The 22,635-nt window shown below is 65.3% G+C and carries 22 protein-coding genes; 11 read left to right on the top strand and 11 right to left on the bottom strand.

The genetic code is table 11. The features are described from left to right. The first annotated feature begins 46 nt into the window (after positions 1-46). Genes IFT82_RS11535 through IFT82_RS11525 form a run of 3 tightly spaced genes read left to right on the top strand, consistent with a single transcriptional unit; the run spans position 47 to position 2,234 of the window. Positions 47-1,189 carry a bifunctional 2-C-methyl-D-erythritol 4-phosphate cytidylyltransferase/2-C-methyl-D-erythritol 2,4-cyclodiphosphate synthase gene (locus tag IFT82_RS11535; RefSeq protein ID WP_192126839.1) on the top strand — a complete coding sequence of 381 codons (1,143 nt, stop codon included), beginning with the start codon at positions 47-49 and terminating at the stop codon, positions 1,187-1,189. Continuing rightward, positions 1,186-1,707: a hypothetical protein gene (locus tag IFT82_RS11530; protein ID WP_192126837.1), complete on the top strand. Its 522-nt coding sequence runs from the start codon at positions 1,186-1,188 to the stop codon at positions 1,705-1,707. Before IFT82_RS11535 ends, IFT82_RS11530 begins: the two co-directional genes overlap by 4 nt. Beyond that, the gene (locus tag IFT82_RS11525; RefSeq protein WP_244646700.1) at positions 1,689-2,234 is read left to right on the top strand and encodes a CinA family protein; all 546 of its coding nucleotides are present in this window, start codon (positions 1,689-1,691) and stop codon (positions 2,232-2,234) included. Before IFT82_RS11530 ends, IFT82_RS11525 begins: the two co-directional genes overlap by 19 nt. Here IFT82_RS11525 and IFT82_RS11520 read toward each other — a convergent pair. Beyond that, the gene (locus IFT82_RS11520) at positions 2,168-2,656 is read right to left on the bottom strand and encodes a type II toxin-antitoxin system RatA family toxin (RefSeq protein WP_192126835.1); all 489 of its coding nucleotides are present in this window, start codon (positions 2,654-2,656) and stop codon (positions 2,168-2,170) included. The genes IFT82_RS11525 and IFT82_RS11520 overlap by 67 nt on opposite strands. Next, on the bottom strand, positions 2,656-3,588 hold the full coding sequence (gene lipA, locus IFT82_RS11515; RefSeq protein WP_192126833.1) for a lipoyl synthase: 933 nt from the start codon (positions 3,586-3,588) through the stop codon (positions 2,656-2,658). The genes IFT82_RS11520 and lipA overlap by 1 nt, the downstream gene beginning before the upstream one ends. 53 nt (positions 3,589-3,641) lie before the next feature. Here lipA and IFT82_RS11510 point away from each other — a divergent pair, with 53 nt between their 5' ends. Further along, positions 3,642-4,274 (top strand): carbonic anhydrase, encoded by a 633-nt coding sequence (locus tag IFT82_RS11510; protein WP_192126831.1) that lies wholly within the window; start codon positions 3,642-3,644, stop codon positions 4,272-4,274. Positions 4,275-4,320: 46 nt separating this feature from the next. On the opposite strand, the gene aspS is transcribed toward IFT82_RS11510, so the two are convergent. Beyond that, positions 4,321-6,144 carry an aspartate--tRNA ligase gene (aspS, locus tag IFT82_RS11505; RefSeq protein WP_192127041.1) on the bottom strand — a complete coding sequence of 608 codons (1,824 nt, stop codon included), beginning with the start codon at positions 6,142-6,144 and terminating at the stop codon, positions 4,321-4,323. 120 nt (positions 6,145-6,264) lie between these two features. Between aspS and rnd the strand changes: the two genes are divergently transcribed. Beyond that, the gene (rnd, locus tag IFT82_RS11500; protein WP_192126829.1) at positions 6,265-7,440 is read left to right on the top strand and encodes a ribonuclease D; all 1,176 of its coding nucleotides are present in this window, start codon (positions 6,265-6,267) and stop codon (positions 7,438-7,440) included. A 50-nt stretch (positions 7,441-7,490) separates the two neighbouring features. After that, complete coding sequence (locus IFT82_RS11495; protein WP_192126827.1) at positions 7,491-7,724, top strand: I78 family peptidase inhibitor; 234 nt, start codon at positions 7,491-7,493, stop codon at positions 7,722-7,724. Between the two features lie 23 nt (positions 7,725-7,747). Here IFT82_RS11495 and IFT82_RS11490 read toward each other — a convergent pair whose 3' ends face one another. From IFT82_RS11490 to IFT82_RS11475, 4 genes are read right to left on the bottom strand one after another with little or no spacing between them, the layout of a single operon-like run. Then, positions 7,748-9,235 carry a Ppx/GppA family phosphatase gene (locus IFT82_RS11490; RefSeq protein ID WP_192126825.1) on the bottom strand — a complete coding sequence of 496 codons (1,488 nt, stop codon included), beginning with the start codon at positions 9,233-9,235 and terminating at the stop codon, positions 7,748-7,750. Next, positions 9,232-11,388: an RNA degradosome polyphosphate kinase gene (locus IFT82_RS11485; protein WP_192126824.1), complete on the bottom strand. Its 2,157-nt coding sequence runs from the start codon at positions 11,386-11,388 to the stop codon at positions 9,232-9,234. The genes IFT82_RS11490 and IFT82_RS11485 overlap by 4 nt, the downstream gene beginning before the upstream one ends. Then, a complete protein-coding gene (locus IFT82_RS11480) occupies positions 11,385-12,005 on the bottom strand; it encodes an HdaA/DnaA family protein (protein ID WP_192126822.1) in 621 nt (206 codons plus the stop codon). Before IFT82_RS11480 ends, IFT82_RS11485 begins: the two co-directional genes overlap by 4 nt. Continuing rightward, positions 12,002-13,222, bottom strand: coding sequence for a heavy-metal-associated domain-containing protein (locus IFT82_RS11475; RefSeq protein ID WP_192126820.1), 1,221 nt, complete (start codon positions 13,220-13,222; stop codon positions 12,002-12,004). The genes IFT82_RS11480 and IFT82_RS11475 overlap by 4 nt, the downstream gene beginning before the upstream one ends. Positions 13,223-13,284: 62 nt before the next feature. Here IFT82_RS11475 and purM point away from each other — a divergent pair, with 62 nt between their 5' ends. From purM to IFT82_RS11460, 3 genes are read left to right on the top strand one after another with little or no spacing between them, the layout of a single operon-like run. After that, a complete protein-coding gene (gene purM / locus IFT82_RS11470; RefSeq protein ID WP_192126818.1) occupies positions 13,285-14,379 on the top strand; it encodes a phosphoribosylformylglycinamidine cyclo-ligase in 1,095 nt (364 codons plus the stop codon). Continuing rightward, positions 14,369-15,202: a phosphoribosylglycinamide formyltransferase gene (gene purN, locus IFT82_RS11465; protein WP_192126816.1), complete on the top strand. Its 834-nt coding sequence runs from the start codon at positions 14,369-14,371 to the stop codon at positions 15,200-15,202. The genes purM and purN overlap by 11 nt, the downstream gene beginning before the upstream one ends. After that, a complete protein-coding gene (locus IFT82_RS11460) occupies positions 15,199-15,795 on the top strand; it encodes a hypothetical protein (protein WP_192126815.1) in 597 nt (198 codons plus the stop codon). The genes purN and IFT82_RS11460 overlap by 4 nt, the downstream gene beginning before the upstream one ends. Positions 15,796-15,802: 7 nt before the next feature. On the opposite strand, the gene IFT82_RS11455 is transcribed toward IFT82_RS11460, so the two are convergent. The 4 genes from IFT82_RS11455 to IFT82_RS11440 form a co-directional block, all read right to left on the bottom strand. After that, a complete protein-coding gene (locus IFT82_RS11455) occupies positions 15,803-16,321 on the bottom strand; it encodes a GNAT family N-acetyltransferase (protein ID WP_192126813.1) in 519 nt (172 codons plus the stop codon). After that, on the bottom strand, positions 16,321-16,743 hold the full coding sequence (gene ndk / locus IFT82_RS11450) for a nucleoside-diphosphate kinase (RefSeq protein WP_192127039.1): 423 nt from the start codon (positions 16,741-16,743) through the stop codon (positions 16,321-16,323). The genes IFT82_RS11455 and ndk overlap by 1 nt, the downstream gene beginning before the upstream one ends. 94 nt (positions 16,744-16,837) lie before the next feature. Next, positions 16,838-17,278 carry a DNA polymerase III subunit chi gene (locus tag IFT82_RS11445; RefSeq protein ID WP_192126811.1) on the bottom strand — a complete coding sequence of 147 codons (441 nt, stop codon included), beginning with the start codon at positions 17,276-17,278 and terminating at the stop codon, positions 16,838-16,840. Between the two features lie 54 nt (positions 17,279-17,332). After that, a complete protein-coding gene (locus tag IFT82_RS11440) occupies positions 17,333-18,808 on the bottom strand; it encodes a leucyl aminopeptidase (protein ID WP_192126809.1) in 1,476 nt (491 codons plus the stop codon). Between the two features lie 126 nt (positions 18,809-18,934). Here IFT82_RS11440 and IFT82_RS11435 point away from each other — a divergent pair, with 126 nt between their 5' ends. Both IFT82_RS11435 and IFT82_RS11430 read left to right on the top strand, forming a co-directional pair. Beyond that, positions 18,935-21,190, top strand: a complete 2,256-nt coding sequence (locus IFT82_RS11435; RefSeq protein ID WP_192126807.1) for an LPS-assembly protein LptD — start codon at positions 18,935-18,937, stop codon at positions 21,188-21,190. Between the two features lie 94 nt (positions 21,191-21,284). After that, complete coding sequence (locus tag IFT82_RS11430; RefSeq protein ID WP_244646699.1) at positions 21,285-22,625, top strand: peptidylprolyl isomerase; 1,341 nt, start codon at positions 21,285-21,287, stop codon at positions 22,623-22,625. The last annotated feature ends 10 nt before the right edge of the window (positions 22,626-22,635 follow it).

Here is a 22,635-nt window from a genome sequence, read left to right as displayed (position 1 = left end):
TGCACCGACTGGCAAGCATGGCGCCATCCCGCTAGGCCCCGTGGCGATGACCCGTCCCCGTACCGCCGCCCTGATCGTCGCCGCCGGCCGTGGCCTGCGTGCCGGCACCGCCGTGGCCAAGCAATATACCCCGATCGCGGGGCGAGCGATGCTGGCGCACGCTCACGCCGCCTTCGCCGCGCATCCGCTGATCGACGAGGTGGTGACCGTGATCGGAGACGGTCAACAGGAACTCGCGCGGGTTGCGCTGGGGCGGGCGGCGCGAATCGTGATCGGCGGGGCGCTGCGCCGCGACTCGGTGGCGATCGGCATGGCCGCACTGGATCCCGCGATCGAGCGGGTGCTGGTGCATGATGCCGCCCGGCCATTCGTTCCCGTGGAGGTGATCGACCGGGTGTTGTGCGCTCTCGACGAAGCAGACGGCGCGGTACCGACGCTGCCCGTCGCCGATACGTTGACCCGTGGCGACGGCGCCCTCGTACGCCGTGATGACCTGCACCGTATCCAGACGCCGCAGGGATTTGGCAGGGCGATACTCGCCAGTGCACACGCGGCATGGCCGATCGATGAGGATGCCAGCGACGATGCGCAGATGGTGCGGCGGCTTGGCGGACGCGTCGCATTGGTGCAGGGCGACATCATGCTCGACAAGGTCACCTACCCACAGGACTTCGCCGCGGCCGAAGCCCGCCTGACATGGGAAACCCGTTCCGCGATGGGTTTCGACGTGCATCGGCTGGAGTCGGGTGAGGAATTATGGCTCGGTGGCATTCTGATCCCCCATGACAAGGGGCTGTCCGGTCATAGCGACGCGGATGTAGCGCTGCATGCGATCACCGACGCGCTGCTCGGCACGATCGCCGCCGGGGATATCGGTACGCATTTCCCGCCCAGCGATCCCCAATGGCGCGGTGCCTCATCCGATCATTTCCTGGCGCATGCCGCGTCGCTGATCGCCGATCGTGGCGGCCGGATCGATTTCGTCGACCTGACGCTGATGTGCGAGGAACCCAAGATCGGCCCGCATCGCGCGGCGATGACGGCGCGCATCGCCGAGATTCTCCGCCTCCATCCCGATCGCGTCAGCCTGAAGGCGACCACGACCGAACGACTAGGCTTCACGGGCCGTGGCGAAGGGATCGCGGCACAGGCGATAGCGACGGTCAGCCTGCCGGGACAGCTGCGATGAGAATCTCCGCCCTGCTCGCTGCCATCGCGCTGCTCACGACTCCGGCCACGGCGCAGCGACTATGCTTGTCGGATGACGAGGCGCAGACGCTGGCGCTGGTCGCGCTTCCCGAGATCATTCGTGAAACCGGTCGCGTCTGTGCCGACCGCCTGCCGACGGCCAGCCTGATCCGGCGCGAGGGCGGACCGGTGATCGCCAAGTATCAGGCGGCGGCGGACCGGGCATGGCCCGCGGCCCGCGCGGCGATCGTCAAACTCAGTGATCCCGCCGTCGATCTGCTGCTGCAATCGGATTATGCCCGCCCGGTGCTGACCAGCCTGATCGCTCCGCAGATCGTGGGGCGGATAGAACTGACCGACTGTACCACGATCGACCGGCTGGTCACCGATCTCGAACCGCTGCCGGCGCGCAACACCGCCGACGCGATCGTGACGGTCCTGCGCTATTTCAAGGAAAGCAAGGCACGCGGCGGCAAGGTCGCGGTGCCGGAATTACCGCTATGTCCGAGTCCGCGATGATCGACACGTTGCTCCCCCCCGAACTGATCGCGGCCGCGACCCGCGTGGTCGAGGCGTATCGTGCCGCGAACCGCCGCATCGCCTTGGCGGAAAGCTGCACCGGCGGGCTCGTCGCGGCGGCCTTGACCGAGATACCGGGGTCTTCCGATGTCCTGGAAGCCTCGATCGTCACCTATTCCAACGAGGCGAAGGCGGCGCTGTTGCGCGTCAGCACCGATGTGCTGGAGACGTTCGGCGCCGTGTCGGTGGCGGTGGCGTGGAGCATGGCGCGCGGCGCGCTGGAAAAGACGGGGGCGGATACCGCCGTCGCGATCACCGGTGTCGCCGGCCCCGGCGGCGGATCGGAAAAGAAACCGGTCGGCACCGTCGTCTTCGCCCGGGCGGACCGGGGTGGCGAGGCGACCGACATCCATGCCGATCGCCGCCAGTTCGACGATAATGGCCGTGGCGGAATCAGGCTTCAGGCGGCACTGTGTGCGCTGGAATTGTTGCTGCCGCCCCCGCCGCCCGCCGGGTTGGAGCCGTAAAGAGCGGCCGCCCGCGTCTCGAACGCGCCGATCATCCGGCGCAACGCCTGCCCGAATACTTGCCCGGCCAGCATCTCGAACACCCGGTTTTTGAAGGCAAAGTCGACGGAGAAGTCGACCGCGCAACCCCCATCGCCCTCAGGCCGGAACCGCCAGTCGTTGCGCAGATGCTTGAGCGGCCCGTCGACATAATCGACCACAATCCGGTTCGACCGTTCTTTCTCTACCCGGCTGGTAAAAGTCTCGCGCAACCCCTTGAAGCCGACGATCATGTCTGCCAGCGTCTCCGTCTCGCTGTCTTTGCGAACGCGCATCGCGCTGACCCATGGCAGAAACTCCGGGTAGCGTTTCACGTCGGCAACGAGGTCGAACATCTGCTCCGGCGTATAGGGCAGATGGCGGGTTTCCTGATGCTTGGGCATCAGACCGCGACGGGCGCCCGCCCCAGCTTGACGTCGCGCGCGGCACGCATCCGCTGGAAGTCATCACCGGCATGGTAGCTTGACCGGGTCAACGGCGACGAGGCGACCAGCAGAAAACCCTTGGCCCGCGCGATGCTGGCATAGGCATCGAACGCCTTGGGCGTCACGAACTCGGCAACCTTGGCGTGCTTCGGCGTCGGCTGCAGATACTGACCCATCGTCAGGAAATCGATATCGGCGGAACGCATGTCGTCCATCACCTGATGGATTTCCAACCGCTGTTCCCCCAGCCCCAGCATCACGCCGGATTTGGTGAAGATCGACGGATCGAGTTTCTTGACGCTCTCCAGCAGCCGGATCGACGCATAATAGCGCGCACCGGGCCGAATCGTCGGGTACAGCCGCGGCACGGTTTCAAGATTGTGATTGTAGACGTCCGGCCGCGCAGCGACGATCGCCTCGACCGCGGCTTCGTGCTTGTTCCGAAAATCGGGGGTGAGGATTTCGATCGTGGTTGTCGGATTCGACCGCCGGATCGCCTCGATCACCTTCACGAACTGCTTCGCCCCGCCGTCGGGCAGATCGTCGCGATCGACCGAGGTGATGACGATGTGCTGCAATCCCATCTGCGCGGCGGCATCGGCGACGTTGTTGGGTTCCATCGGATCGACGGCACGCGGCATTCCGGTCTTGACGTTGCAGAAGGCGCAAGCGCGGGTGCAGGTATCACCCAGAATCATCACGGTTGCGTGCTTTTTGCTCCAGCACTCACCGATGTTCGGGCAGGCCGCCTCCTCGCACACCGTCGTCAGGCTTTTCGACCGCATAAGCTCACGGGTCGCCGCGAATCCGGCCGAAGTGGGCGCTTTTACGCGAATCCAGTCGGGTTTACGTTGCCGGACGGGAGCCGAAACAGATGACAGATCGTTCATGTCGTCTAAGATAGCGTGTCACGTGGCACGAAACAACGAAGGGCTGATATCGAATGCGAAAGTTCAAGGACCTGATCGACGGCTACTACCGCTTCCGCGGGAACGAATGGATCGACGAGCGGGAGAAGTGGACCGAACTGGCCGGCGGGCAGACGCCCAAGGTGATGGTCATCGCTTGCTCCGACAGCCGCGTCGACCCCGCTACCATCTTCGGCACGCGTCCGGGTGAAGTGTTCGTGGTTCGCAACGTCGCCAATCTGGTACCCCCGTTCGATCCCAGCGGCGGCCTTCACGGCGTTTCCGCCGCGATCGAATTTGCCGTCACGGTCCTGAAGGTCGAGGAAATCCTTGTGCTGGGTCACGGCCAGTGCGGGGGCGTGAAGGCGTCGCTGTCGGGTGCGCTGACCGATGCCAAGCCCGGCGAGGGCGGCTTCGTCGCGGAATGGATCAAGCTGCTGAAGGATGCGCGCGAACGCGTGGTGGCCGAGCATGGGACGGGCGCCGAAGGCCAGACTGCGCTGGAGCAGGAGGGTGTGAAGGTTTCGATCGAGAACCTGAAGACCTTCCCGTTCGTTCAGGCGGGCCTCGACGACGGTACGCTGGCGCTGAAGGGCGCGGTGTTCGCGATCGCTGATGGCAAGCTGCGCGTGCTGTCGGACAACGGCACGACCTTCGAGGCGGCCTGAAGAACCTGCCGCACCACCCGGTCGGGTGGTGCGGCAACGGCGCCGGTCAGCCGGCAGCGGGCGTGACGATCGTCGTCACGTCCTTTTTCGGCTCGGCGGTCGAGCGCAGGTTGAGTTCGCGCAACTGCTTGGGCGTTGCGAAGTTGGGCGCGCCCATCATCAGGTCCTCCGCCTTCTGGTTCATCGGGAACAGCACGACCTCCCGGATGTTCGGCTCGCCCGCCAGCAGCATCACCATCCGGTCAATGCCGGGTGCGGAGCCACCATGTGGCGGCGCACCGAACTTGAAGGCGTTGATCATGCCGGCGAAATTCGTGTCGACATCGGCCTGGCTGTAGCCGGCGATCTCAAACGCCTTGTACATGATCTCCGGCCGATGGTTCCGGATCGCCCCTGACGACAGCTCGATGCCGTTGCAGACGATATCGTATTGATAGGCGAGAATATCGAGCGGGTTCATCGTCTCCAGTGCGTTCATCTCGCCCTGCGGCATCGAGAAAGGATTGTGGCTGAAGTCGACCTTCTTGTTGTCTTCGTCATATTCGAACATCGGGAAATCGACGATCCAGCAGAACTCGAAACGATTCTGGTCGATCAATCCCAGCGCCTCGCCCACGCGCGTACGGGCAAGCCCTGCCAGTTTGGCGGCCTGCGCTTCCTTGCCGGCGGCGAAGAAAATTCCGTCGTCGGGGCCGAGGCCGAGCGTCTCGGCCAGCTTCGCCATGCCTTCTTCGCCATGGTTCTTGGCGATCGGTCCACCCCATTCGCCACCCTTGCGCGTGGCATAGCCGAGACCGGCGAAGCCTTCGCCCTGCGCCCAGGCATTCATGTCATCGAAGAATTTTCGGCTGCGATCGGCGGTGTTGGGTGCCGGGATCGCGCGGACGACGTCACCCGCTTCCACGATCGACGCGAAGCGCCCGAAGCCCGATCCTGTGAAGTGATCCGATACGTCGGAGATCAGGATCGGATTGCGCAAATCCGGCTTGTCGTTGCCGTATCTGAGCATCGATTCCCGGTACGGGATGCGTTTGAACGGCAATGCCGACACCTGCCGGCCCTTACCCTGCCAGTTCGCAAATTCCTCGAACAGACCGTGCAGGACGGGCTCGATGGCCTGGAAGACATCTTCCTGCGTGACGAAGCTCATCTCGAAATCGAGCTGGTAAAACTCACCCGGCGATCGATCCGCCCGCGCATCCTCGTCGCGGAAGCAGGGGGCGATCTGGAAATAGCGATCGAACCCGGCGACCATCAACAGCTGCTTGAACATCTGCGGCGCCTGCGGCAGCGCATAGAATTTGCCAGGATGGACGCGGCTGGGCACGAGATAGTCGCGCGCACCCTCCGGGGACGATGCGGTCAGGATCGGCGTCTGGAATTCGGTGAAGCCCTGCCCGATCATCCGGTTGCGGATCGAAGCGATCACCTGGCTGCGCAGCATGATATTGGCGTGCAGCCGCTCGCGCCGCAAATCGAGGAAGCGATAGCGGAGGCGGATGTCCTCCGGATATTCGGCATCGCCCGCCACCGGCATCGGCAGTTCGTGCGCCGCGCTCTGTACCGTGACGCCGCGCGCGAAGACCTCGATCTCGCCGGTCGCCAGATTGGTGTTGGCGGTGCCGTCCGCGCGCGCCTTCACAGTGCCGTCGATCGTAACGACCGATTCCGTGCGCAATGCCTCCAGCACCGGCAGCGCTGGCGAATCGGCATCGGCCACCACCTGCGTGATGCCGTAATGATCGCGCAGATCGACGAACAACACGCCGCCATGATCGCGCTTGCGATGGACCCAGCCGGACAGGCGGACGGTTTCGCCGACGTCGGCGGCGGTCAGGCCGGCGCAGTGGTGGGTACGATAGGCGTGCATGGTGTCTTCTCGCATATGCCTGTCCGCGCGAAAGCGGGGGGAACGGCCAAAGGGATCGCCGGTCACTCCCCTTCCCGCCCCCTCTTTGTCAACCCGCGCGAGACCGCTATGGATGGACCGATGCATATCCATCCCCTGATTACCGACAGTGCCACGCTCGCCGATCTGTGCGCGCGGCTTGCCAAGGCCGACTTCATCACGGTCGATACCGAGTTCATGCGCGAAAGCACGTATTGGCCCGAACTCTGCCTGATCCAGATCGCCGACGTGAACGAGGCGGCGGCGATCGATCCATTGGCGCCGGGCCTCGACATGAAGCCGTTGCTCGACCTGCTGGTCGAGAACGAGGAGGTGCTGAAGGTCGTCCATGCCGGCGGTCAGGATATCGAGATCGTCTATAACCTTACAGGCAAGACCCCCCATCCCCTGTTCGATACGCAGGTGGCGGCGATGGCACTGGGTCAAGGCGAGCAGATCGGGTATTCGAACCTCGTCGACAGCTGGCTGGGCATCGTCGTCGACAAGGGCGCGCGCTTCACGGATTGGTCGCGTCGGCCCCTGGACGCGCGCCAGATCGAATATGCGATCGGCGACGTCACCCATCTGGCGGCGATCTTTCCGAAGATGCTGGAAAAACTGCGGAAGACCGGCCGCGGTGCATGGCTCGATCAGGAGATGGAGCGGCTTGCCGATCCGTCCAATTATGCGAATGATCCCGATCTGGCGTGGAAGCGCGTGCGGGTGTCGGGGCGCAAACCCGACATGCTGGGGCGCCTCAAGGCACTGGCGCGCTGGCGCGAACTGGAGGCACAGGCCAAGGACCTGCCACGCGGACGCATCGTCAAGGACGAAACGCTCGGCGATCTCGCCGGCAACCCGCCGCGCAAGCAGGCCGATCTGGCCAAGGTGCGCGGTCTGTCCGCCACCTGGGCCGGCAATGATATCGGTGCCCGACTGATGCAGGCGCTGGCCGATGCGACGCCGCTGTCGATCGACGAGCTGCCCCCGCGCGACGATCGCAAGCCGGGGCTGGGCAAGGAAGGGTCGCTGGTCGCGGACCTGCTCAAGCTGCTCCTGAAAATCCGCTCACGCGATATCGATGTCGCGTCGAAGCTGCTGGCCCGGTCCGATGAACTGGAGGCGCTGGCTGCTGGCGTACGAACCGGGCTGCCGATGTTGCAGGGCTGGCGTTACGATCAGTTCGGCCGCGACGCGGTCGATCTGGTCGAAGGGCGCCTTGCCTTTGCGGTCAAGGGCGGACGGTTGAAGATGACCAGGGCGGAGGATGACGCGTGAGGATGATGACGATACCGGCGCTCTTCGGCCTGATGGCCGGATGCACGACGATGACCGGACCGGCCGAACCGACTGGCCCGTGCCGCGTCGATATGAGCTTCCAGATGCGCTATGTCGGCAGCGAATTCAAAATGCCGCTGCGCGAGGAAATCCAGTACGCGGCCAATGCCCGGATCACCCGCATCCTGCACCTGGACGATCCGGTGACGAAGGATTTTCGCACTGACCGGCTTAACATCCTGCTCGGCGAGGATGGCAAGATCAACGCGCTGACATGCGGCTGATCTGATCGTTCCAGGGCAAGTGGTCAGCCTTTGACCACTGCCCGCCGCCCGAGAAAACCAGCCAGCGCGATATGGCGCTTTTCCGCGGTATCCGCGTAAAGCGCCCGATCCGCGGGCCGCATGTGCAGCGTCACCGTCTGCGGATCGATCGACAGTTTGGTGCGCGTCAACGGCCCCGCCAATCCGCCACTCAGACGCTGGCCGAACCGGATTGCCAGCCCCCACGCGACCGCCCGTCGCAATCCGGTTTCATCGGTCAGTCGCGGCAGGGGATCGGGAAACGCCAGCCCCCCGCCCAAGCAGGTGAACAATGTCTGGGCCAACTGCCCACGCTCGGACGGATCGATCGCAACCCATTGGCCATGCAAGGCGATCTCCAGCCCCCGCTCCGCGCGGAACTCCGGATTGGCGCGCCAGCCCACGTCCGCCAGCAGGCAGGCGGCGTGGCGAACGCGCGCTTCCGCCACCGGATCGTTGACGAACAGCGGCGCGACCCAACGATCGAGCAGATCGCCATGTTCGGGAAACCGGCCCAGCACCCGCCCCTCGTCCCGCGTCGCCACGATCAGGGGATCGGCGGCACGAGTGTCCCCATCGAGCATTCCGAACATCAGCCCTTCGCGCAGGCCGAACGCCGACACGATCGTCGTGCGGCTGCCAAGTTGGCGCAACAGCACGCCAAGGAGCGCCGCCGCATCCGCCACCGTACCCGCGCGTGCCGTCGACAGACCGGGGATGCTCCGCAACTTCGGTTTGCCAAGATGCGGGATCGTCCGGCCCAGCCGCCGCACCGTTTCCGCAGTCATGGTGTACTGGTGGGCGATCGGCAGCGGATAATCGGACAGGCCGATATCGATTCGCGCCAGCGCCCGCCACGAGCCACCAACCAGATAGAGCGGCAAACCACTGCCACGCCCCAGCCAGCCTGCCTGTTCCAGCAGACGCCCGACCATCCGGTCCAGCGGCTTGCCACGCTTGCCCGCGATGCGCAGCACGCCGAGGGGGAAAGACACGCGATCACCAACCCTGCCGTCCTTGATCCGCACCAGTTCGAGACTGCCGCCGCCAAGATCGCCGACGATACCGTCCGCATCGGGGATGCCCGACAATACCCCCTCGCCCGCGCCGATCGCCTCCTGTTCGCCCGACAACAGTTCGATCGACAGGCCCAGCCGCTCCGCCCAGGCAATGAATTCAGGCCCGTTGGCGGCATCCCGGACGGCCGCGGTAGCGACCGTCCGGAGCGAGGTGACCTCCATCTCCCGCGCGACGGCGGCGAAACGCGCCAGCGCCGTCCGCGCAAGGATGACCCCGGCTTCCGGCATCCGTCCGGTGGCGGCGAGGCCGCGACCAAGCCCCGCCATCACCTTTTCGTTGAACAGCACCGCCGGGATTCGGGCCGGCCCCTGATAGACGACGAGACGGACGGAGTTGGAGCCGATGTCGATGATCCCGGTCCGGGGCAGCGCGTCTGCCGGCTTGCGTCCGAACAGGTTGACGGCAAGGCTCATGGTGCCGCCCTGAGCGACAGCGTCGGTACCTTCTTCAGGGCAGCGCCACGACCGGACAGCGACGGATTGGTCATGAAGTAGCGGTGGAGATTGAACGGCCGCTCGCCCGGTATCACCCGCGTATATTCTCCATCCGGGCCCAGCACCCAGCTCTGTTCGTCATCGAGCAATGTCGCGACCATTACCTGATCGAGAATCTGGTCATGTACGGTCGGGTTGGTGATCGGCAGCATATATTCGACCCGCCGATCGAAATTGCGCGGCATCCAGTCCGCCGAGGATATGTACAGCCGCGCCCCGTCATTGGGTAGGCGCTTGCCCGATCCGAACGCCCAGATGCGGCTGTGCTCCAGAAACCGGCCGATCACCGATTTGACCCGGACATTCTCAGACAGACCCGGCACTTGCGGACGCAGGCAACAGATGCCGCGGACGATCAGATCGACCTCGACGCCCGCCGCGCTTGCTTCGTACAATTTGTCGATGATTGCCGGGTCGACCAGACTGTTCATCTTGGCCCACATCCCGGCCGGACGGCCGGCGCGCGCGTGGCCGATCTCGGCATCGATCAGTTCTACCAGCCGTGCCCGCAGGTCGAGCGGCGACAGGCTGATGCAATTCATGTCATGCGGCTCGACATAGCCGGTCACAAAATTGAACATCTGTGCGGCATCGCGACCGATCAGAGGATCGGCCGTGAAGTAGCTGATATCCGTGTATATCTTGGCCGTAACCGGATGGTAGTTACCGGTTCCGAAGTGGCAGTAGGTACGGAACTGGCCATTCTCCCGCCGAACGACCAGCGACACCTTGGCATGGGTTTTCCAGTCGATGAAGCCATAGACGACCTGCACCCCGGCCCGTTCGAGTTGCGAAGCCCATAGTAGATTCTGCTCCTCGTCGAAGCGTGCCTTCAGTTCGACCACGGCGGTCACCGACTTGCCCGCCTCCGCCGCCGCGACCAATGCGTTGATGACGGCGGACTGCTTGCCGGCGCGATACAGCGTCTGTTTGATCGCGATCACGTCCGGACCGGCGGCTGCCTGTTTCAGGAAGGCCAGCACCACCTCGAACGTTTCGTAGGGGTGATGGACGACGATGTCCTTGGCTGCGATCGCAGCAAAGCAATCGCCGTCAAACTCCCGGATTCTTTCTGGAAAACGTGGTGTGAAGGGCAGGAACTTCAGGTCGGGCCGATCTTCGTCATACAGCGAATCAAGGTCGGTGATGCCCAGCAACTGGCCGCTCTCGGTGATGATCGTGCCGCTGGCGCCCAGTTCGGTCTTCAGGACTGCGGCGAGCGAATCGGGCATTCCCGTTTCGAGTTCCAGCCGGATGACCCGCCCACGACGGCGACGCTTGATCGCGTTCTTGAAGTAGCGGACGAGATCCTCGGCTTCTTCCTCGATCTCTATATCGCTGTCGCGCAGCACCCGGAACGCCGCCGCCCCGTGGACGATATAGCCGGGGAAGATCAGCGGCGCGAACCGCTTCACCATCGTCTCCACCGCGACGTACCGGGCGACCTCGCCCGGCAAGCGCACGAACCGCGGCGTCGCCGCCGGCAGCATGACGAGTTCGCGGATCGGCTCCTTGTCGGAAATCCGTTCCAGATCGAAGATCACCGACAGCCCGCGATTCGGGATGAAGGGAAACGGGTGGGCGGGGTCGAGCGCCTGCGGCGTCAGGATCGGGAAGACCTGATCGCGGAAATGCTGCTCCAGCCACTCCTCGACATTGTCCTCGATCGCATCGCGTCGCAGCACCCACAGCCCTGCCTCGTCGAGCAACGTGCGCAGGTCCGCCCATACCGCCTGCTGGCTTTCCATCAGGCGATCCGCCTCGGCGATGATCGCGCCGAGCTGCTGACCGGGGGTCAGACCATCGGCGGAACGGCGATCGACCTCGTGCGCCTGCTGCCCCTTGAGCCCGGCGACACGGACCATGAAGAACTCGTCGAGGTTCGATCCGCAGATCGACAGGAAGCGTAGCCGTTCGAGCAGCGGATGCGCGCCGTTGCACGCCTCCTCCAGCACCCGTCGGTTGAAGGCGAGCCAAGACAGTTCGCGATTGAAATATCGCTCTCCGTCACCGGCTGGCGAGAGATCGTCGTCGGCCCGGTCGAGATGGGCGATATGCGCTGGGCGGGTCATGCGTCCTCGGCTTTGCCGGGAATCAGCCCGGCCTGGATCAACGTGATGCGAGCCAGGGGAATGGTCAGCCGGCGATGGCGTTCCAGACTTCCCTGATCCAGTGCGTCTACCACGCGTTCGATGGCAAGATGACTACGCTCGATCCGCGCAACCAGCCATTCGATCAGATCGGACCTGGCATCGAGGCCGCGGCGGGCGAACAGCCGGTCGAGCAGCGCGATGGCGAGGGCATCGTCGGGCGGATGGAGTTCGCCATGAGGGCTGGCCGCCAACCGGGTCCGAAGGTCGGGCAGCGTCACCGCCCAGATCGGCGGTGGCTGGTCCGCGACGATGACGAACGGCCGCCGCTCCTCCTGCGCGCGGTTCCAGAGATGGAACAGGTCGGTTTCGTCGACTCGCTCCGCGTCGTCGACGATCATGCCACCGCTCTTCGCGGCAAAGATACGGGCAAGCAGGCTTCGGCCCGAACGGCGCGGCCCGGTAAGGATCGCGGTGCGGACCGGCCAGTTGCCCCAACGTTCGAGCAGTTGCACCGCCTGCGCGTTGGAGGGGGTGACCAGAAAGGCGTCGTCGCGGGGATCGGCCGGCCAGCCGAGCGGCAGCGCCATCTGGCTCATCCGTCGGGTCCGGTCGCCGGCACGGCAGCCGGACGGCTGATCCGGAGCGTCGTGCCCGATCCCGCGACCTGATAGCCGCGCGACTGCAGATCAGCGGCGAACCCTGCCGGATCACCGGCAAGTTCGATCCGCATGAGGGATACGCCACCGAGCGCCAGACTGGTGGTCGCAGCGCTGCGGACACCCGGCAATGTGCGGATCAGGGCTTCGGTATTGGCGACACTCGATGCGCCGGGGGTGTCATATTGCACCGTCACCGTCGTCGTATTTGCCGCAGGATCGTTGAGGTCGGCGATGATCCCATCGATGCCCTCAAGCGCCACCGGCGTCGGCGTGGCAGTCGGATCGGGCTGGGGCGACAGCGCGATGTCGGGCGATAGCAGTCCCTGCCGCAGCGCCTGCTGATACAACCCATCGAGTCGCGCGACGCCGGCATCGAGCAATTGCGCCAGACCCTGTGCGCTGCCGACCCTGAGCGAGAAGCGACCGAGCAGTCGATTATCGGGACCATGGCGCGCCTCGAACTGACCGATCACCGGACCACCCGGCCATTGCCGGTAGAGGCGCACCGACGGGATCAGGATGTCTGCCGCCCCATACTGGTCGATGATTGTCCGCCACCAGCCGCGCCCGGGCCGGTTGGTCTGGCCGATCGTCAGCAGCAGGGGATCGATGCCCGCCCCGGTGGGGCGGATATAGTCGACGCTGGAATTGCCGGTGCGAAACCGGGCCCAGGCCAGTTGCCAGTCGGAGCGCCGTTCCACGACCTGCCCTACCCCTGCAGACCATTGCACCGGCATCACCAGCATCGGTGGCGAGCGGTCGGTATCCGTCGCCACACCCAGCAACGCCCCTGCCCGGTTGCGGTCGAACAGCACACCCAACCGCGCGACATAGCGTGTCGTGCCGATCTGCTCATTCTCGACGACGATGCCCGACACCAGTTGATCGAGCGTGCCATCCGACACCAACGTACCGCCACCACCCAGTCGCCGCGACAGTTGTACCCATGCCTTGCGCTGCGCCAGCCGCCAGCCGCCATAGCGCGCGGCATCGGCGGTCTTGCCCGCAAAGTCGACCGCAACACCGCTCACCTCGAACGCGCCGCCACTGTCGACTGGCGCGACGCCGCGGCCCGATCCTTCGATCTGTGCGAGCGTGGCACTGCCCGCGACGAACGCCACGGCGGCAAGGGAAACGAGAAGGGCGCGGCGCATGTCGGCGTCTTTTGCAGAAGCGGGCGTGGAAATCCAAGCGCGATGTGGCTAGGCGCTCGGGAATGACCGATACGCAACCCTATACCTATGCCGATGCCGGCGTCTCGATCGCCGCGGGCAACGCGCTGGTCCGCGCCATTGCCCCGCTGGCCCGCGCGACGCGGCGGCCCGGCGCAGATGCCGATCTGGGCGGCTTTGGCGGACTGTTCGACCTGAAGGCGGCCGGCTTCGTCGATCCCTTGCTGGTCGCGGCGAATGATGGTGTCGGCACCAAGCTCAAACTGGCGATCGAATGGGACCGGCACGAGGGCGTCGGCATCGATCTGGTCGCGATGTGTGCCAACGATTTGATCGTGCAGGGCGCCGAGCCGCTGTTCTTCCTCGATTATTATGCCAGCAGCAAGCTGGAGGCGGGAATCGCCGAACGTGTGATCGCTTCGATCGCGGAGGGTTGTCGGCAGGCAGGCTGCGCCCTGATTGGTGGCGAGACGGCGGAGATGCCGGGAATGTATGCGCCGGGTGACTATGATCTTGCCGGCTTCTGTGTGGGCGCGGTGGAACGGGAGCGGCTGCTGACCGGCAGGACGATCGATCACGGCGACGTGATCCTCGGCCTCGAATCGTCCGGGGTACATTCCAACGGTTTCTCCCTGGTCCGCCGACTCGCTGCGGATCGTGGATGGAAGCTCGATCGGCCGGCGCTGTTCGATCAGGATCGTCTGTTGATCGACCATCTGATGGCGCCGACCCGGATCTATGTCGCCAGCCTGCTGCCGCTGCTGCGCGACGGCCGGATCAAGGGGCTGGCGCATATCACCGGCGGTGGCCTGCTGGAGAACATCCCGCGCGTATTGCCGGACCATGTCCATGCGATGGTCGATGCCGATGCCTGGGAACAGCCACGGCTGATGGCGTTTTTGCAGGCGCAGGGTGCGATCGAGCCGGAGGAGATGGCGCGCACCTTCAACTGCGGCATCGGCATGGCGGTGATCGTCGCGGCGGACGAAGCGGAGGCGGTGACCGCCGCGCTGGTACAGACGGGCGAGACGGTCGCGACGATCGGCCGGATCGAGCGTGGCACGCGCGGCTGCACCGTCACCGGTTCGGTGGAAACATGGAGCGCCCGGCAGGGTTGGACCGCCACGCATGAGCAATGAACAAGCGGTCGCGATCCTGATCTCTGGACGGGGGTCGAACATGATCTCGCTGATAGAACAGGCCCGTGGCTACCGTGTCGCCTTGGTCGCCTCGGACAAGCCGGAGGCGGCGGGACTGGTCTGGGCCGCTGCGCACGGGCTGGCGACATGGTCGCTGAGCCCGAAGGGCATCGGCAAGGCCGCCTATGAAGCCCGTCTCGATGCGGCATTGCACGCGGCGGGAGTCGGTACGATCGCGCTGGCCGGTTATATGCGGCTGTTGTCGGATGATTTCGTCGCGCGCTGGCGGGGGCGGATCGTCAACATCCATCCCTCTTTGCTGCCGCTTTACAAAGGGCTCGACACCCATGCCCGCGCGATCGCGGCAGGCGATGCGGAGGCGGGTTGCTCGGTCCATGTCGTTACCGAGGAACTGGATGGGGGCAAGGTGCTCGGTCAGTCGCGCGTGCCGATCCTGCCGGACGACGATGCCGACGAACTCGCCGCCCGCGTGTTGGCCGCCGAACATGCCTTGTACCCTCGAATCCTATCGGAGTTCGTCATGACCCCCTTCGACCGTGTGCGTGACGTGGCGCTGACGCTGCCCGAAACCGAAGAACTGATCGGCAAGTCCGTCTTCACGGTAGCCGGCGAGGCGTTCGTCAAATTCGATGGCGATGCCACCATGACGGTCCGCCGCGTCAGGGACGGCGCGGATGGCTCGACAACATGGATATCGATCGATCTTACCGGGGATATCGACTGGATTTCGGTGGAAGACCGCATCGCCCGCAGCTGGGAACTGACGGCACCCGCGCACCTGCTGGAGGCCGGCGGGCGATGAAGGAGACGTCGGACCAGCAGACCAGGCGGCGCTGGGTCACGTTGGCCGAGGTGCTGGCGGTGGCCGGCGTCGTGATCGCCGGGCTGACGCTGTACAACAGCTGGCAGGAACGCCGTGACAGCGCCACCACCAGGATCGAGGAACGAGCCGCCGCCGCCCGGGATCGCAGCCGCTTCGAACTGCGCGGGGTGCCAGCGTCAGGGCATAGCTCGATCCTGCTGACCAGAGACGAGGCCCATCCGCTGGGTGATGTCCGCGTCAGCTTTCCCACCGCGCTGGGCGTCGCATCGCAGGACGCGGTCGGTCATACGATCGAGGCCGACTGGTTCGAACGGCCGTTGCGCGAACAGACCGACGGCGGTGAAGACGACGTGACCGGGCGGTTGCCCGTACTGGTCGATTATTCGTTCATGGCCGACGACAAGCCGATCGCCCGCCGCGCGATCTACGACATCGTGTGGAAGACCGAGGGCCAGTTACTGCGAGGCCGCCGGGTGACGCTGGTCGATTTCCGATTACGGGAGGCCGGGGGCAGCCAGCGGCGGATCGATGTTCTGTGGGCGAGGGACAAGCCGAAGCCGCCGGTAAAATAGCCGGGGATCAGAGCGATCGGGCGTAGACCAGATCGTCATGCCACGTCGCCCCGACCTTGAACCGGCGAGCTTCCGACACGGTAAAACCCTGACGTTCGTAAAACGCGCACGCCCGCTTGTTGCCGGCGAAAACACCCAACAGCAGCCGGCTTGCGCCCAACGCTCGCGCATCGCCGATCGCCCGCGCCATCAACATGGTGCCGAGACCGGTCCCGCGGGTCAGGTCCAGCGTATAGATGCGCCGAAGCTCAAGGTCTCCGAAGGTGGTCTCGCCAACCTCGGCGGGGGTGGTCAGCACCGTGTAGCCGACCGGAGCCGCACCATCGGGATGCTCCGCCAGCGTGACGACGCTGCGGGGATCATCAGCCCAACCGACGAAAGCGGCGGGCGAACTCTTGCCGGCCAGATGCGCGACGATATCCGCCGCTGCCAGTACGCCGGCAAAGGTTTCGAGAAAACTCGCCCCCGCGACGAGCGATACCATCGGCGCATCCGCCGCGGTCGCCCGTCGCAGGGACCAGCGCATCAGCCGACCAGTTCTTCGGGCTTGAAGAAATACGCGATTTCGGTTGCCGCGTTTTCGTCCGAATCCGAGCCGTGAACCGAGTTCGCCTCGATCGACTCGGCCAGTTCCTTGCGGATCGTGCCCGGTTCGGCATTGGCGGGGTTGGTCGCGCCCATGATGTCGCGATTGCGCTTCACGGCGTCTTCACCCTCTAGCACCTGCACGACGACCGGGCCGGAGATCATGAAGGACACGAGGTCGTCGAAGAACGGACGCTCACGGTGAACGCCGTAGAATCCTTCGGCCTGTTCCTTGGTCATCTGGATGCGCTTGGACGCGACGACGCGCAGGCCGGCTTCCTCCAGCATCTTGGTGACCGCACCGGTGAGGTTGCGGCGGGTGGCATCGGGCTTGATGATCGAAAAGGTACGGTTCGCGGCCATGATGGTCACGGGCTCCTGAAGTGAACGGGATGGGATGCGCGTCGCCCTAGTCGGGCGGGACCGATCTTGCAACGCCGGTGGGGAACGCCCGCCGTCAGGCCGCCTGCTCCCAGCGACCCGCGTCGTTCTGCTTCCAATAGCGTCGCTCGACGCCGTCACGGTCGGCCAGTGCCTTCCATGCCAGCCGTGCCTCGCGGATGCTGTCGTCGTCGAAGAAATGGAAAGCGCGATCGAAGGTCAGGGCCTCGTCGCGCCAGACGCCATCGACCAGCGCGATATGACGCGCGCCGTTCGCCGCAGCCACATCGGCGCCGATCAGGATCGGCTGTCGTTCGTCGTCTCCGGAACCCGCCTGACCATGCGGCAGGAAACTGTCGGGGGCGTAGCTCCACAACAGCCGGTCGAGATGCCGCCGCCGCTCGTCCTGTGCCGTTACGATCAGCAGACGCGCGCCTGATGCCACCACTTTTTCGGCGATCTGCGGCAGCGCGCGATCGAGCGGGGTCAGGGAGAGGTGATAGAAGTCGACCTGCATGGCCGGAGTGTAGCCGCTGGGATCGCGACCGTCACCCCGACCAGGCCAGGCCGATCACCCCTCGAAATTGTCCGCGACGAACCGGTCAAGCAACTTCACGCCGTAACCGGTCGCGCCCTTGTCCCACGTCGCGCTGGCCTTGTCCGACCACACCATGCCCGCGATATCGAGATGCGCCCATTTGACGCCCTCATCGACGAAGCGCTTGATGAACTGCGCCGCGGTGATGGATCCGGCCCCGCGCGGACCGACATTCTTCATGTCGGCGATCGGCGAGTCGATCATCTTGTCGTAGGTGTCGGACAGCGGGAACCGCCACAGCTTGTCACCTTCGGCCAGCCCGGCCGCCAGCAGCTGATCGGCCAACGCGTCGTCGTTGGCGAACAGGCCACCATATTCATTGCCCAGGCTGACGATCATCGCCCCGGTCAGGGTCGCTAGATCGACGATCGTCTTTGGCCGGAACGTCTTCTGCGTCCAAGTGATGACGTCGGCCAGCACCAGGCGTCCCTCGGCATCGGTATTTAGTACCTCGATGGTCTGCCCGGACATGGAGGTCACGACATCGCCGGGCCGGGTGGCCGCGCCATCGGGCATGTTCTCGACCAGACCGCAGACGCCGACGACGTTCGCCTTCGCCTTGCGTCCGGCGATCGCCTTCATCGCGCCGACCACCGCGCCGGCACCGCCCATATCCCACTTCATGTCTTCCATGCCTGCCGCCGGCTTGATCGAGATGCCGCCGGTGTCGAAGGTCACGCCCTTGCCGACCAGCGCCAGTGCGGGATCACCCTCGCCCGCCCCCTGCCAGCGCACGGCCAGCACGCGCGCCTCGCGCACGGAGCCGAGGCTGACCGCCAGCAACGACCCCATGCCCAGCTCACGCATCGCCGCCTCATCCAGCACGGTGATGTCGAGGCCCAGGCCTTCCGTTTCCGCCCGCACCCGCTCGACGAAGCTTTCCGGATAGATGATGTTCGCCGGCTCCGCGACCAGCGTCCGCGTCAGTGCCAGCCCCTTACTGACCGCTTCCTGCGGTATCCATGCCGCGTCGATCCCCGTCGGGGCGCCGGCAATCGTGACGGTCTTCAGAGTCGGCCGGGCGGTATCGGGCAGCTTGGTACGGTAGATATCGTGCCGCCACGCTCGCTGGGTCGCGGCGGCGGCGAAGCGCGCCACCGCCGCTGCGGTCGGGGCAGCGGCCAAGGCACCAAGGTCGACCGTCGCTTCAATCGTACCCGATGTCAGCAGCTTGGCGACCAGCGCACCCCCCGCCTTGGTCCAGTCACCCTCCGCACCAGCGCCGATACCGAGCAACAGTACGCGGCGTACGGTGTCGCCCGGCACGAACAGTTCCGCGCTCGTTCCCGCCTCTCCCGCAAAGCGGGCGGCAGACGCCGCCGCCGCCGCGATCGAGACGCCACCTTCGCCGACCGAGGTCCAGATCGTCCGTGCCAACCCGTCCTTGGCCACGGGCATGACGACGAGCGCGGCGTCGCGCGAAACGGCGGGGATGAAATTGATCTGCATGGCGTCCTCTATTTGCCCGATCCATCTAGGGCGCCGGGCGCGAACGACAAGCGCAGCGTTGCGGGCCGCGCCGCACGATGCGATAGGCGCGGGTTCGAAGCGGCCGTATCGGGGCGGGCGCGGACCATGAAGGGTCATCACCACGTGTCGCGTATCGGCCTGCCCTTCGGCTGCGCTCTAGCCATCGTCCTTGCCGCACCCGCGCTGGCGCAGGATTTGGGCGACCGCCCCGTACCACCGCCTGCCCCGGCGGGAGCCGCCGACGCGCCATCGTCGGACAATCAGGTCCGGTTCAGTGCGGCAGCGCTGGACTATGACTACGAGGCCGATATCGTCACTGCGACCGGCGATGTGCGGATGGTGCGACAGGGTGAGCGGCTGCGCGCAAACAAGGTGGTGTGGAACCGCAAGACCGGCAAGGTGGTCGCCACCGGCGACATCGCCGTCGCCAACCCGCAAGGCGATATCGCATATGGCGACCAGATAGAGTTGACCGATTCGCTGAAGGACGGCGTGGTCGACAATATGCTCGTCGTGCTCGAACAGGGGGGACGGCTGGCCGCGGTGCGCGGCACGCGGGAGGAGAACGGCACCGTCCGGCTGGATCGCGCCGCCTATACGCCGTGCGCGGTCGAAACGGCGGCGGGATGCCCCAAGGAGCCGAGCTGGAAGATCACGGCGGTCCGCGTCACCTATCGCCCCGACCGGCAGCGGGTGTTCTACGACGGTGCGCGTATCAACCTGTTCGGTCTGCCGACCCTGCCCCTGCCCCGATTCTCCCACCCGGTCGGCGGCGGCAGCGACAGCGGCCTGTTGAGCCCCAATGCGCAATATAGCCGGGTCAACGGGCTGGAACTGGCGCTTCCCTATTACATCCGCCTCGCGCCAAACCGCGGGCTGACGCTAACCCCGCATATCTATTCGGGCGTGTTGCCGATGGCGGACGTGGCCTACGAGCAGCTGAGCGAGACCGGCGCCTTCCGCCTGCGCGGCTACCTGACCGAAAGCCGACGCAGCGACGATCTGAATACGACCGATCTGGGCGATACCCAGCGTGCGTTGCGGGGCTATATCGATGGCACGCTGCGCTATCAGTTCACGCCCGAATGGAGTGCCAGCGCCTCGCTGCGCCTGACCACCGACCGGACCTTCCTGCGCCGCTACGGCATTTCACGCGACGATCGGCTGCGCAATACCGCCAGCCTGCAACGCATCGGCACCAACAGCTACTTCGCGTTGACCGGCTGGGCGGTGCAGACGCTTCGGGTGAACGATGCGCAGGGTATGCAGCCGATCGCGCTGCCGGAAATCGACTGGCGCAACCGCTTTTCGGACGGACTGATCGGCGGCCGGTTCGATCTCCAGGTCAATACGCTGGCGCTCACCCGCCCGGCTGGACAGGATACGCAGCGGGCATTCACCAGCCTGCGCTGGGACCTGCGTCGACTGACGACCTGGGGGCAGGAAGTGACCTTCACCGCGTTTGCGCGGGGCGATGCGTATAACGCGCGGGATACGCTGGCGACCACGGTCGCCAGCTACCGCGGCGATGCCGGCTTCCAGGGGCGCGCGATCGGTGCGGTTGCCATCGACGTCCAATGGCCGTTCATCGGCCAATTCGCCTGGGGGACGCAGCGGCTGACGCCACGGTTCCAGATCGTCGCCGCCCCGCGGATCAAGAATTTCTCGATCCCGAACGAAGATTCGCGCGCGGTCGATCTTGATGACGCCAACCTCTTCGCGCTCAATCGCTTTCCCGGATACGACCGGTTCGAGGATTCTACCCGCGCGACCTATGGCGCGCAGTGGGCGGTGGACCTGCCGGGCTTCTCGCTCGATGCGGTGGTGGGGCAAAGCTATCGTCTGACCCAGCGGGAATCGATCCTGCCAGACGGTACCGGCCTGTCCGATCGCTGGTCCGATTATGTCGGGCGCACCGAATTGCGGTTCCGGGACCTCGTGTCGGTCATACATCGCTACCGTCTCGACAAGGATGGATTCGCGGTCCGCCGCAACGAGGTGGATGCGACATTGGGATCGCGCAGCACCTATGCGCTGATCGGCTACCTGAAGCTCAACCGCGATATCACCACCGTCGAGGATCTACGTGATCGGGAGGAGGCACGCGTCGCCGGCCGGCTGCAATTCGCCCGCTTCTGGTCGGTGTTCGGGTCCGCGATCGTCGACCTGACCAACCGGGACGAGGACCCGCTGTCGCTCGCCGACGGGTTCGATCCGATCCGCCACCGGCTGGGGGTGGAATATGAGGACGACTGCCTGCGCCTGGGCGTATCGTGGCGGCGTGATTATCGGCAGATCGGTGATGCGCGAAAGGGGAACAACTTCCTCCTGACGCTGGCATTCACCAACCTCGGCCGCTAAGCGACGGTTCAGCAAGATGCGGATAGTCGCGTCGGTTTATGCCGGTATGGCTGAGTGGGATCGGGTTTACGTGAAGCATGATCGTCGACGGGCCATGACGGGCCGATTGCTGGGAATGGTGGCACTGGTCGCGGTGGCCACCGCCGCCATGGCGCAGCAGCCTGCGGCCACCGCGCCCAATTCCGCCGAAAATCTGGATATTCCTGCCGATGCGCAGATTTTCGGCAAGTTCGATCCCGATGTCCGCAAGCCAACCGCGATCGTCAACGAGACGGTCATTACCGGCACCGATGTCGATCAGCGCGTCGGGTTGATCCGTGCCGCGAATCCGCAGGTCGCCCAGCTGCCGCCCGCCGAACTCGATCGCCTGAAACTTCAGGTCCTGCGTCAGTTGATCGACGAGACATTGCAGATTCAGGAAGCGAAGAGCGCCGATATCACGATCACCGCGGACGAATTGAAGCAGAGCTACAATGGCGTAGCCCGCAATTTCAACCGCACCCCCGCGCAGATGGCGGTGTATCTCCGCGAATCGGGATCGTCCGATCGCTCGCTGCGTCGCCAGATCGAAGGCGAACTGGCATGGCAGCGTTATCTACGCCGCAAGGTCGAGCCCTTCGTCAACATCGGCGATGCCGAGGTGAAGGCAATTCTCGACCGGCTGGAAGCCTCGAAGGGCACCGAGGAGTTCAATCTCCGGGAAATTTATCTGTCCGCCAACGACGCGACGAAGACCCAGGTGTTCGCGACCGCCAAGCAGCTGATCGCCGAAATCCAGAAAGGCCAGCAGCCCTTCGGCTATTTCGCGCGGCAATATTCGGAAGCGTCGACCCGCGGGGTCGAGGGCGATCTGGGCTGGGTCCGCGCGGCACAGCTGCCTGCGGAGCTGGCGGCCGCTTCGCAGCAGATGCAGGTCGGACAGGTCGCGGGGCCGATCGAGATACCGGGTGGCTATTCGATCATCTATCTGACCGACAAACGGCAGGTGCTGACCGCTGATCCGCGCGATGCGCGACTCAGCCTGAAACAGCTTACCCTGCCCTTCCCGCCCAAGATCACGCAGGCCGAGGCGTCCGCCCGCGCGGCAGCGTTCGGCAAGGCAATCAAGGAAATCCAGGGTTGCGGCACGGTTGAAAAGATCGCCGCATCGGTCAACGCGGAAGTCGTCGACAACGATACCGTCCGCGTTCGCGACCTGCCCCCGCAGCTGGCCGACATCATGCTTCAGCTTCAGATCGGCCAGTCGTCGCCACCCTTCGGGTCCGCGGAGCAAGGGGTGCGTGCCCTGGTGCTGTGCGGACGCGACGACCCCAAGACCGGTCAGCTTCCCTCATCGGATCAGGTCGAAAACCAGTTGCAGCAGCAGCGGGTAAACCTGCGCGCCCAACAGAAGCTGCGCGATCTGCGTCGCGACGCCGTGGTCGAATATCGCTGACGGAGGGGCG

This window comes from Sphingomonas sp. CFBP 8760 (assembly GCF_014841615.1).
Classification (GTDB): Bacteria; Pseudomonadota; Alphaproteobacteria; order Sphingomonadales; family Sphingomonadaceae; genus Sphingomonas.
The sequence above is the reverse complement of the archived record's forward strand: the minus strand, read 5'-3'. Positions and strand labels throughout refer to the sequence as shown.